The sequence below is a fragment of the Collinsella sp. AF15-51 genome (assembly GCF_003462845.1).
Lineage (GTDB): Bacteria > Actinomycetota > Coriobacteriia > Coriobacteriales > Coriobacteriaceae > Collinsella.
In genome coordinates this window covers 1-11,395 of the sequence record NZ_QRYG01000031.1, presented here as the reverse complement: position 1 = coordinate 11,395, position 11,395 = coordinate 1, and the positions used below count along the sequence as shown (strand labels likewise).

Genomic DNA, 11,395 nt, shown 5'->3' with positions numbered 1-11,395 from the left:
TTTTCCGGTTCGACGAACAGCCGATCGTGTCAAATTTGGTCTAACAGAGCCAACGATAAAGGCATGCGGACAACGATATTTTGCTCTTTGCGCTTAACCGCATACGCGATATGGTCCGCAAGGATAAACGGCAAATTAGGGCTCACCTCATAAGGCAGCAAACCTGTCGACATATCAATAACATCCGAGGTAAGCTCGAGAAGCTCGTCGGGGACCTCGTCAACGAGAGCGATGTAGCGAGAGCTAACGTTATAAAACGTTCGTTGAATCTCCGAAAGGGGGACCTCGTCTCCGACATTCTTGAACCCCAGACCACGGCCGAATGCAACCAACTGTCTGCCATTTCCATCGACGCAGAGGACAGCGCTGGTATTAATTCGTTTAACAATTTCCATGTGCCCCCCTAAACAGAACAAGGCTCCCGAAGCAGAATCCGACAATCAATGTCAACAGATGCTGCTTCAGGAGCCTTGCCTGAATATCACTCTGAGAACTAGTTTAAGCGAGCTAGTGCTAATGACCTCGAATAAACACTTCTAAACAGTTAAACGGTCGATATCTCCGTGTGAACGGTTTGGAGGCAGAGGGCGGCCCTATGCCTGCTGATAGTGCAGGTGCTTCTCGTCGATATTGGCCAGGTCGCGGTCGAGATAACGGCGCGCGAGCCAGTTTGCCATGGGGAGGTTCTGGTCCAGATAGTTACCGCACTCCTCGGGAGCGGCGCCGGGGATATCGCCCTCAAAGCCCGCGACAAACTCGAACAGCTCGCGCACGAGCGGCAAGATCTCCTCGCTCGTCAGCTCACCAAAGACAACCAGGTAAAAGCCCGTGCGGCAGCCCATGGGGCCAAAGTAGACAATGCGGCTCGACCACTCGGCATGATTGCGGAGGAACGTGGCACCCAGATGCTCGATGGTGTGGCACTCCGCCGTGTTCATAACTGGCTCCTTGTTGGGCGTGGTCAGGCGCAGGTCAAAGGTGGTGACGGCGGCGCCGGTCGCCGGATCGTGGTCGATGCGGCTCACATACACGCCGGGCTCGAGCAGCAGATGGTCAACGGAAAAACTCGCGATGCGCTCCATGGCAGTTCCTCTCGGTAGTCAATTTGGGACGGGGCTCTTTTAGCTGGTTCGAATGATCGCACCAATCATACCAGTCAAAAAAGCCCCATCCCAAATGAGCTGCCCGGGAATAGCCTGCGGGCGCCGCGCAGCCGCCTAGGCAGTGTAGGCAATGGTCGCGTCGACGGCGTGACGCCAGCCGGCAATCTTTTTGGCTCGCACGTCGGCAGGCATGGCAGGCTCCACGATGCCGCGGGCGCCGTAGACGTCGACGACATCGCGCGTGTACATGCCCAGCGCAATGCCGCAGGCCCAGGCCGCGCCCAGGCCGCTCATCTCGTCGTTGCTCGCGATGCGGATGGGCGAGCCAACCAAGTCGCTCTCAAACTGCATCAGGTACGCGTCGCGCGTGGGACCGCCGTCAACACGAAGCTCGGCCAGCGCCGCGCCCGAATCCTCGACCATCGCATCGATGACGTCGAAAATCTGATAGGCGATCGACTCGTCGGCGGCCTTTACGAACTCCGCACGGCCCGTGGTGCGCGTCATGCCAAAGACGCAGCCCTCGGCATCGCTCGCCCAGTGCGGCGCGCCCAGGCCAGTGAACGCCGGCACAAAGTAGACGCGGCTCGCCGGATTGGCGGCGTAGCACAGGTCGGTGGCTTCCTCGGGATTGTTGATGAGCTCCAGGTCGTCGCGCAGCCACGTCTTGACGGCGCCGGCGTAGCTCACGTTGCCCTCGAGCACATACTCGGTCACACCGTCCATACGCCACGCAAGCGAGCTCGAAAGCCCGTGCGAGCTGGCGACGAACTCGTCGCCGACGTTCATCATGACCGAGCTGCCGGTGCCATAGGTCGCCTTGGCCATGCCGCGGCTATGGCAGCCCTGGGCAAACAAGGCGGCATGGCTGTCGCCGAGCACGCCGTGAATGGGCACGGGCGCCGGCAAAAAGCCGCCCAGGTTCGTCATGCCGAACAGGCCATCGGAATCGGTCACCTGCGGCAGGCAGGCTGCATCGACGCCAAAGGCCTCGCACACCGGCTCGCTCCAGCAGCCACGGCGCAGGTCAAAGAGCTGCGTGCGGCTGGCATTGGACCAGTCGCAGCGAAACTCCGCGCCGCCCGTGAGTGTCCAGACCACCCAGGCATCGATGGTGCCCAGGCACAGCTCGCCCGCCGCAGCGGCCTCGGCAGCCGCGGGAACGTTCGCGAGGATCCAGGCCATCTTGCCCGCCGGGTAGTAGGGCGAGAGCACCAGACCCGTCGTGTCGCGCACCAGCTCGGCCACGCCTTCGCGCGCAGCAAGCCCGTCGCACAGCTCGCGGGCGCGGGCGCACTGCCACACCACGGCGTCGCACAGCGGCTCGCCCGTCGTGCGCCTCCAGGCAACGGTAGTCTCGCGCTGGTTGGAGATGCCGATGCCGGCGACGTCGGCCGGATCGACCCCGGTCTCCTCCACCACGGCGCGCGCCACGGCCAGCACGTTGGCGGCGATCTCGGCTGGATCATGGCTCACCCAGCCGGCCTCGTTGACAATCTGGCGATGCGAGCGATCGGCACGATGAATCAAATGGCCGCCCTCGTCCACCAGCAGCGCCTTGGTGCCCTGCGTGGATTGATCGATTCCGATGATGTAGCGGCCCATGGCCACCCCTTTCAAAACGAATGTGACAAAGGGGCGGTCCCTTTGTCACATTCCAGTTACTCTGCGGGCAAGAACTCGGCGACGGTCTGCGCGATTCCGGCACCCGTCAGGCCGTAGTGCGCAAAGACCTCGGGGCTCGTACCGGTGATGACCGGCGCGTCGGGCAGGGAGAGGCACTTGACCGGACGCGGGCAATGCTCGCCCACGACCTGCGCGACCATGGAACCCAGGCCGCCGAAGGGGCTGTGCTCCTCGACGGTCACGACGGCGCGCGTGGCGCCGGCGGCCTCGATCACGGCCTCGGCGTCGAGCGGCTTGACGCAGTACATGTCGAGCACCGTTGCCGAGATTCCCTGCTCGGCCAGCAGATCGGCGGCGTCCACGGCGTGGCGGACCATCTCGCCGGTGGCGACGATCGTCACATCGGTGCCGCGACGCACCCAGGTGGCGCGATCCATCTGGAACGGACACTCGTCCTCGGTGTACACGTCCTCGACCGGGTTGCGCCCCACGCGGATGTAGGCCGGCTTGTTGTCGGCTACCAGGGCGCGCACAAGCTCGGCGGTCTGGAAGCGGTCACTCGGCAGATACACGCGCATGTTGGGAATCGCGCTCATAGCGGCGATATCCTGCGCAGAATGGTGGCTCATACCCAGGGCGCCATAGGACACGCCGCCCGAGATGCCGATGAGCTTGACGTTGGTGTTGGAGTACGAAACGTCGACCTTGCACTGCTCATACGAACGCGTGGTCACAAAGGACGCCGGCGAGGCGGCCCAGGCCTTCTTACCGCACGAGGCCATGCCGGCAGCGATGCTCACCAGGTCCTGCTCGGCAATGCCGACCTCAATGGACTGCTGGGGATACTGATCGAAGAACGGCGTGAGCGACGCGGAGCCGCGGGAGTCGGAGCACAGGACGACGATGTCTTTATCGGTTGCGGCGGCCTCGAGCAGCGTGTCGCAGATAACCTTGCGGTTGGCGATCTTGTTAGCCATTGATAGCCTCCTTATGGGCAGCGAAATCGGCGATGATCTGGGCATATTCCTCATCGTTGGGCAGGTGATGATGCCAGGCGGCCTTGTCCTCCATAACCGGCGAGCCGTAGCCCTTCACCGTGTTGAGGATGATGACCGTAGGCTTTCCCTTAGTCTCGGCCGCAAGCGTCAGCGCGGCGTCGATGGCCTGGACGTCGTTGCCCGGAATGGAGAGCACGTTCCAACCGAAGGCGGCCCAGCGCTCCTCCTGCGAGTCCTGCTTCATGACATCCTCGGTGCTGCCGCTAATCTGCAGGCGGTTGCGATCCACGAGCGCGCACAGGTTATCGAGCTGGTAGTTGCCGCCGCTCATGGCGCCCTCCCAGACCGAGCCCTCGGCAAGCTCGCCGTCGCCCATGATGGTGTAGACGCGGTAGTCGCGACCGTCCATCTTGCCGGCAAGCGCCATGCCCACGGCCACGGGCAGGCCATGGCCCAGCGAGCCCGAGTTCATCTCGATGCCCTTGAGCTTGTTGTTGGGGTGGCCGATGTAGGGGCTGCCGAACTTAGAGAAGCGGGCCTTGACGTCGTCGAGGTCCAGATAGCCCTCGTGGCAGAGCACCGCATAGTAGGCCTCCATGGCGTGGCCCTTGGAGAGTACAAAGCGATCGCGGTCGGGATCGTCGACGGTCTCGGGCGAAATGTTGAGGTGGTTGGCATAGAGGGTCATGAGGGCGTCGATCACCGACATGTCGCCGCCGATGTGGCCGCCGGCGCCAGCCATGATGATGTCGACGCAATCGCGGCGAAGGTCCCAACGCAGGGACTCAAGCTCTTCGATAGTTGCCATTTCTACTCTCCTCGCAGGTAAGCTTTGACGTCTTCTTCAATCGGGTCGTATAAGTCGGGGGCAATGCCGATGTACTTGCATGCCTCGTAGAGCACCGGCACCACGTTGGCGTGAATGGCGACGCAGTGGTGGATGTAGGGACCCTCGACGATCTTGGCCTCGAGGCGCTTGAGGTTTTCGACCTCGACCCACAGGTAGGTGCCCATGCCGGCCGGGCCGTCGATGCCGCGGGCGTTGCCCAGCAGCAGCGAGTACTCGCCGTTGTCGCCGTCAAAGCGAGCAAGGGTGAGGTCACCGTGCTTGGCCTCGGCTGTCAGCGCGCCGGGGTGATCGAATGCCAGCGGGTAGGTGAGCTTGGGCTTGACGGCCGCACAGCTGCAGGGCCAGGGGCCACAGTGCTGCAGCAGCTCGCCGTTCTCGTTATCGGGATGACGCACGGTCCAGTCGGCAAACATGCCGCGGTGACGGCCCAGGTCGGCGGCCTCGACCATCAGCGCGGTGATGGCGCCATGGATATCGGTCTCGCACACGACGGGGATACCCATCTCGTTGAGGATAGCGTTGGCGGCGCAGGGCATAATGCCCAGCTCGTCCTGCAGGGCGTTCCAGCACTGGATGGCACCGGCGTTGCAGCCGTACTTCTCGACCAGGCGCTTCATGGCGATGGCGAGTCCTGCGACCGCGGGAACCTTATCCTCGGGGATGCAGATCTCAAAGCTGTCACCAATGTGGGCGAGCATGGCTGCCATGGCCTGCTCGTCAGCCTGGGCGTCGCGCACGGCCTGGACAAGCTCGGTCATGGGAATGGGCGAAAGCTGGATGTTGAACTTCTCGAGCAGCTCGCCCTCGTTGCACATGGTCGACCAGAAATCGAACGGACGGGTGGCCATCTGCAGGATGCGGGTGTGCTTGAAGGTCTTGACCACGTTGCACACGGCCAAAAAGTCCCAAACACCACGCTCGAACTCGGGGTCGGTCAGGCGGCAGTTGGTCATGTAGGTGAAGGGGACCTGGAAGCGGCGCAGGACCTTGCCGGTGGCGAACAGGCCGCACTGGCTATCGCGCAGACGGGTGCCGTCGGGCTCGGGGCGCTCGTCGCGCGGACCCCACAGCAGCACGGGCAGGCCGAGCTCGCGGGCAAGGCGGGCGCAAACGTACTCGGTGCCAAAGTTGGCGTGGCACAGCATGATGCCGTCGACGCCCTCGGCGCGGAACTTTTTGACGATAGGCTCGATATGGCTGTCGTCGAACAGCAGACCCTCATCGTTGATGTCGTCGATATCCACGATGTCGACGCCGATCTCGCGCAGGCGATCAGCCGTCAGCCCGCGATACTTGATCGCATCCGGCGCGCTAAAGATGCTGCGGCGCGTGGGCACAAAACCGAGCTTGATCTTGTCCATGTACGTCCTCCCCTAATCACATGTTCAGTAAACAGACGCATGTTTCGTTTTGTTCTGTTTACTAAATGTTTTACTCTACTGTTTAGAAGTTTAACGCGAAATACCCGTAGACGGTAGAGAAATCAGCCTAAACGGTATGTAAACAAACTGAACATACAAGGGCATCAAAAAGAGGGCCCAAAGGACCCTCTCTTAGTAGCGTTATGTATGGCTGCCTTAGCGAGCTTTGCCGCCCTGCGCCCCGGCGTTTTCTTCGCCTAGATCTCGCACACGCTCTGGCGCTCGACAAAGTAGGTCGACACGGCCGTCTTGCAGGTATAGCTCTTGGGGTTGCGGATGTTGCCCACCAGGCGACGCACCGCGATCTCGCCCACCTCGTGCTTGGGAACATGCACCGTGGTGAGCGGCGGGTTGGAGAAGGCGCCCAAAGACAGGTCGTCAAAGCCGATGATCGAGACATCCTCGGGCACGCGAATACCGTGCTCGTTGAACGCGCGCATGGCGCCCACGGCGAGCACGTCGTTCTCGGCAAAGAAAGCCGTCGGCAGATCGTCGCGCGAGACGTTGTCGAGCCACACGCCCATGTCGTGATAAGCGCCCTCGAGCGTGGTGCCCAGCGTGACGTGCCATGTCGGGTTGGCCTCAAGGTCCGCGTCCTCAAGCGCTTGGCGATAGCCGCGCTCGCGATCCTTAAAGTTGCGAATACGAAGGTCGCCCGCCAGATAGCCGATTTGCTTGTGACCCTTCTCGATAAGGTAGTCCACGGCACGCAGCACCGAATCGGTATTGGCAATGACCACGGCATCGAAGTACTGGCGGTCGCTCCAGCCATCGAGCACAATCAGGTGGGCGGCAGCGTTGGCAAACAGGGCGTAGTCTTCCTCGCCCAGTTCGGTACCCATCAGCACGATGGCGGCGGACGGGTCGGCGATCAGGCCCTCGACCTGCGGACGCACGGCGTCCAGGTCGCTAAAGTCGAGCGAGACAAAGCTCGTGCTCATGCCGTGGCGACGCGCCTGGCGCTCCACGCCCTCAATAACCGCGGGATGGAAGGTGCTCTCGTCCAGGATGGCGCCCGTCTTGCGCGCGAGCACAAACTGGATGCTCTCGAGCTGCGTCGACTGCTGATAGCCGAGCGACTGCGCGCACTCCAGGATGACCTTGGCGGTCTCCTCGCTCACGCTGCGCTTGCGGTTAAGCGCGTTGGACACGGTCGCAGGCGAAAAACCGGTGATGCGGCTGATTTCGCGAACACTTGCTTTGGCCATTGTTCCCCCTAGTAGCGGTCGCGGTCGAGCATCGTGGCCTGACCGCCCCGTGACTCGACAACTAAACGACCGCAAATTCAATCTAAACAGAGTAGTAAATGTTTAATAGCTAGTTTAGCCTGTTGTCAAGCGAAGCGACGCGACTATTCCCCCAACGGGCACATTTGTCCATCTTAACGTTATTACGCAAGGTCTTCGCCATTGCTTGCTATTACGCGTCGGTACCATTCGAAGCTTTTCTTTTTACGTCTCTCAAACGAGCCCGCACCGCTATCGTCTCGATCGACATAGATAAACCCGTAGCGCTTACGCATCTGTCCTGTGGCGACCGAAACCAAATCGATCGGGCCCCAACAGGTATATCCCATGAGTTCCACCCCGTCGAGCTCGACGGTCTCCCTCATCGCCTCGATGTGGGCCCGCAGGTATTCAACTCGATAGTCGTCTTCTATTTCACCCGAATCTTCCGGCACATCAGGAGCACCCAAACCGTTTTCGACGATGAACAGCGGCTTTTGATAGCGATCCCAGATTTCATTCATGGTGACGCGCAGCCCTTTGGGGTCGATAAACCTCCCCCAAGGCTCCTGTTTTAGATACGGATTAGGCGCCGAGCGAAGAAGGTTCGAATCGAACTGACCTTCCGCATGCGCTTTTGCGACGCGCGTCGAGTAATACGAAAACGAGACGAAATCGACCAGGTTTGCAGCCAGTACTTCGCGGTCATCATCCCGATAGGGCACCTCAAAACCATGGCGGGCGTATTCCTTGAGAACATAGCTCGGGTACGCACCGCGCACCTGGACGTCGGTAAACATGTAATGGCTGCGATTCTCAGCCTGCGCAGCCAGCACATCGTCCGGATCACATGTAGCCGGATAGAAGACACCTGCGTTGAGCATGCAACCGATCTTCGCCCCAGGGCACAGTTCATGACACGCCCCGACCGCACGGGCGCTCGCAACCAATACATGGTGCACGGCCGTGTGAACCGTTGCATAGCGATTCTCCCCTTGCTCGAAGATGATCCCCGCCGCCATAAAGCACGCCTGCGTCATGATGTTGATCTCGTTAAAGGTCAGCCAATAATTGACCAATCCCCGATAGCGCTCGAACACGGTACGCGAATATCGCTCGAACAGGTCGACCAACCTGCGATCGCGCCATCCGCCATACGCATCGACGAGATGCATGGGGACATCATAGTGGTTGAGCGTCACCAAAGGCTCAATGTCATGCGCGCGACACGTCCTAAAAACATCCTCGTAAAAGGCAAGGCCTTCTTCATTGGGCTCAGCTTCGTCTCCTTTGGGAAAAATGCGGCTCCAGGCGATTGATAAGCGCAGGCATTTAAAACCCATCTGGGCAAACAGTTCAATATCCTGCTTGTACCTATGGTAAAAATCAATGCCCTTGCGAGCGGGATAGAAGCTGTCGGGTGCCAACGCACGCGGATCAAGGTCTCCCCGCATGACGTCCATGCGTTGATCGCCAAACGGCAGCATGTCGGAATTGGCTAAACCGCGACCGCCTTCGTTCCATCCTCCCTCGCACTGGTTTGCAGCCAGAGCCCCGCCCCATAAAAAATCTTCTCTAAACATTATGGTGTCGTCCTTTCTATCAAATTCCCGGCCCACACTGTCGAACGCAACGGACTCGGCAAGTGCCGCGCAACAGCACAGTACCGTTGCGCGGCCAAGGGGTCGGACCGCGCAACGGCTGGGGAGCATATTTGTGTAGTAGCCTCTTATGCCTCGACGGATTCAACGGCCTCAGAATCGCCGCTCTTGGACTTCAACGGCATCTTCTCCTGTCCTTCAAATCCAAAAATCATCGCCAACGCAAACGTCACGGCACCGCCAGCAAGACACCCGATGGTGCCAGGGATGATATCCTGAGCAAACATGAGCACGTTCATCCATGGGAAACCAACGCCAGTGAAGATATAGACGTTGGCATGAAGAAGGCTTACCAGCAGACCACCGACAGCACCACCAATCATGTTCCAGGTAAGAGCCTTCTTGTCGCGAAACAGGATGCCGTAGATGATGGGCTCACTCACGCGACCGAAGGCATAGGTGATGAACAAGTTCCAGCCCGTGGCTCGACTCTCCTTGCCCTTAGCGCGCAGGCCATAGGCGAGCGCGATGGCAAGCGTGGTGTAGGCTACAACCGCGGTGCCGGGGTATAAGATGGCGTCGTAACCGTTCTGGAGCGCGGCGGGCAATATGGCGGTATAGATCGGCACGTGCATGCCGGTGGCGATGATCAGATTCCAGAATGCGCCGATAACCGCGGTCGCAGCGGGACCGGCAACAGAGGCGAGCCAAATGATGAAATCGGCCACAAGGCCCATGACAAATTGGACGGCAGGGCCGCAGAGGCACAGCGCGACCGGCAACATCACGAGCACCGTACCCACGGGTACGATCAGAATGCGCAACATATCAGGCGAGATCTTCTTAAAGAAGCGCTCAACATAGGACTGGGCCCAGGTGATCAAGATGACCGGAAGAACAGCCTGGGTGTAGTTGACGAGCTGCATGGGGATGCCGAAGACGCTGAAAGGCTTTCCGGCCTCAACAATAGCGAGCATGTCGGGATAAATCATCACAACAGCGATGAGCAGTGCCAGCACAGGACTCGTTTTGAACTTCTTAGCCGAGCTATAGGCGGCAAACACCGGGAAGTAGTAATACGCCGCATCGCCCACCAGGGAAAGGATCCGATACAGGTCGCTCGTTTCGGACATAAAACCGGCGCCTTCGGGCCCAAACAGAATAACGAGCATCTTGAAGATACCGGCGACACAAAAGATCGGAAGGATCGGGGTGATAGCGCCGCTCACGGCATCGAGCAGCTGATTGAAGAGGTGCTTGGGCGCCAAGCGCTCCTTCCAGCTAAGCTGAGGGCCATCGAGTTCCTCGTCAATCGATACCGTGACCTCGAATCCGCCCTGCTTACAAACCTCGTCGTAGACCTTGTCGACCGTGGGCCCGACCACCAGCTGCACCTGCCCTCCGGCGTGCACGACGCTGATGATAGACGAGATGTCCTCAAGCTTCTCATCATTCGAGAGGCTCTCATCCTTGAGGTTGAAGCGCAGGCGCGTCATGCAATGCGTAACCGAAGCCACGTTTTCCGCCCCGCCCACAGTGGAGAGAATCTGCTCTGCCACCTTTTTGTAATTTGCCATCATTGGCTCCTTTGCACAATCTTGGCTTACTGTTCGAATCGGCAAAGGTCATGCCCCGAATGGCTACGGGTTACAATCCTTTTTTGGAGATGATCCGGTTGAGATGGATCATCAGATAGAGTTCCTCCTCCTCGGAGAGCGTGGCGTCCCACGTTTCACGACAATAGGAACCGATATGCTTCACGCACTCTGCCAACTGCGGAAACTCCTCACGAAAGTTCTTGTACATCTGCATGTTGGCGCTGTTCAGCGACTCGCCGGCTTGAATGCGCTTGAACAGGTACCGCAGATGCGTGGCATAGCGAGTGAAATCGTAGGAATCGCGGTCAACGATGATGCGAAAATCACTCTCGACGATCTCAGTGACATCTTCTAGCATATCGTCAAACTGCTTGGTGGGTTTGCTCGCGGTCTCGATGGCCTGAACAACCCGCGCATTGACGAGATTCATGGCAATGCTGGCAATCTCTTCTTTGGGAAGTCGTTCACCAAGCTCCTTTTCGAGCCTCATAACGATAAACTGCGCCGCTTTGTATTCCTTAGGATATGTCTCGCGCACTTCATAGGCGAGAGGCATCGCAATACGAAAACCCTTTTGCGCGCGCTCCACCGCAAATGACAGGTGATCGGCCATGAACAATGTCGCCTTGGTCGACAGATCATAGGGCAGCTCGTTGGCGACGATGTCCATCACCTTGGCCGTGAACATCACGATCTCAGAAGGAAGGTCGCGCATGACGTCCTGCCCTTTGGGGTCGATGTCATAAAACGTATGCTCAATCTTAGAGAGCGGCAGCTCGCGGGGAAATTCTCCCCCAAACCCGACGCCCCTGCCCATGGCGATCACGTCGCGCCCCTGCCCGTCGCGGCAAAGAACGGCATTGTTGTTGAGCTTTTTAATCGCAAGCATTATTGAACCTCCTTTCGGAATTATCAAAAAGAAAGGCTCTGTTAGACCAAGGTTGACATAAAAACGATGTCACCGCGAGGCGG

General features: G+C 59.5%; 10 protein-coding genes. All 10 read right to left on the bottom strand.

Annotated features, from left to right (window positions below; translation table 11 throughout):
- Window positions 1–29: 29 nt before the first annotated feature.
- A complete protein-coding gene (locus tag DWW51_RS09930) occupies window positions 30–395 on the bottom strand; it encodes a CAT RNA binding domain-containing protein (protein WP_117774387.1) in 366 nt (121 codons plus the stop codon).
- 198 nt (window positions 396–593) lie between these two features.
- Entirely contained in the window at window positions 594–1,082 is a 489-nt protein-coding gene (locus DWW51_RS09925) for an S-ribosylhomocysteine lyase (protein ID WP_117655456.1), read from the bottom strand.
- 135 nt (window positions 1,083–1,217) lie between these two features.
- On the bottom strand, window positions 1,218–2,708 hold the full coding sequence (locus DWW51_RS09920) for a glycerol kinase GlpK (RefSeq protein WP_117774386.1): 1,491 nt from the start codon (window positions 2,706–2,708) through the stop codon (window positions 1,218–1,220).
- Between the two features lie 56 nt (window positions 2,709–2,764).
- A complete protein-coding gene (locus DWW51_RS09915; protein ID WP_117774385.1) occupies window positions 2,765–3,706 on the bottom strand; it encodes a transketolase family protein in 942 nt (313 codons plus the stop codon).
- Entirely contained in the window at window positions 3,699–4,535 is an 837-nt protein-coding gene (locus DWW51_RS09910) for a transketolase (RefSeq protein WP_197032258.1), read from the bottom strand. The genes DWW51_RS09915 and DWW51_RS09910 overlap by 8 nt, the downstream gene beginning before the upstream one ends.
- Before the next feature lie 2 nt (window positions 4,536–4,537).
- Window positions 4,538–5,938: an L-fucose/L-arabinose isomerase family protein gene (locus DWW51_RS09905; RefSeq protein ID WP_117774384.1), complete on the bottom strand. Its 1,401-nt coding sequence runs from the start codon at window positions 5,936–5,938 to the stop codon at window positions 4,538–4,540.
- A 257-nt stretch (window positions 5,939–6,195) separates the two neighbouring features.
- On the bottom strand, window positions 6,196–7,206 hold the full coding sequence (locus tag DWW51_RS09900) for a LacI family DNA-binding transcriptional regulator (protein WP_117774383.1): 1,011 nt from the start codon (window positions 7,204–7,206) through the stop codon (window positions 6,196–6,198).
- 182 nt (window positions 7,207–7,388) lie between these two features.
- The gene (locus DWW51_RS09895; RefSeq protein WP_164473267.1) at window positions 7,389–8,807 is read right to left on the bottom strand and encodes a 6-phospho-beta-glucosidase; all 1,419 of its coding nucleotides are present in this window, start codon (window positions 8,805–8,807) and stop codon (window positions 7,389–7,391) included.
- 146 nt (window positions 8,808–8,953) lie between these two features.
- Entirely contained in the window at window positions 8,954–10,402 is a 1,449-nt protein-coding gene (locus DWW51_RS09890; protein ID WP_117774382.1) for a PTS transporter subunit EIIC, read from the bottom strand.
- Window positions 10,403–10,472: 70 nt separating this feature from the next.
- Complete coding sequence (locus DWW51_RS09885; RefSeq protein WP_117774381.1) at window positions 10,473–11,312, bottom strand: PRD domain-containing protein; 840 nt, start codon at window positions 11,310–11,312, stop codon at window positions 10,473–10,475.
- Window positions 11,313–11,395 lie beyond the last annotated feature (83 nt).

Coding starts and splice junctions, on each gene's coding strand:
- DWW51_RS09915 (WP_117774385.1), bottom strand. CDS start 3,706: ATGGCTAACAAGATCGCCAACCGCAAGGTTATCTGCGACACGCTGCTC.
- DWW51_RS09895 (WP_164473267.1), bottom strand. CDS start 8,807: ATGTTTAGAGAAGATTTTTTATGGGGCGGGGCTCTGGCTGCAAACCAG.
- DWW51_RS09890 (WP_117774382.1), bottom strand. CDS start 10,402: ATGGCAAATTACAAAAAGGTGGCAGAGCAGATTCTCTCCACTGTGGGC.
- DWW51_RS09910 (WP_197032258.1), bottom strand. CDS start 4,535: ATGGCAACTATCGAAGAGCTTGAGTCCCTGCGTTGGGACCTTCGCCGC.
- DWW51_RS09905 (WP_117774384.1), bottom strand. CDS start 5,938: ATGGACAAGATCAAGCTCGGTTTTGTGCCCACGCGCCGCAGCATCTTT.
- DWW51_RS09900 (WP_117774383.1), bottom strand. CDS start 7,206: ATGGCCAAAGCAAGTGTTCGCGAAATCAGCCGCATCACCGGTTTTTCG.
- DWW51_RS09925 (WP_117655456.1), bottom strand. CDS start 1,082: ATGGAGCGCATCGCGAGTTTTTCCGTTGACCATCTGCTGCTCGAGCCC.
- DWW51_RS09930 (WP_117774387.1), bottom strand. CDS start 395: ATGGAAATTGTTAAACGAATTAATACCAGCGCTGTCCTCTGCGTCGAT.
- DWW51_RS09920 (WP_117774386.1), bottom strand. CDS start 2,708: ATGGGCCGCTACATCATCGGAATCGATCAATCCACGCAGGGCACCAAG.
- DWW51_RS09885 (WP_117774381.1), bottom strand. CDS start 11,312: ATGCTTGCGATTAAAAAGCTCAACAACAATGCCGTTCTTTGCCGCGAC.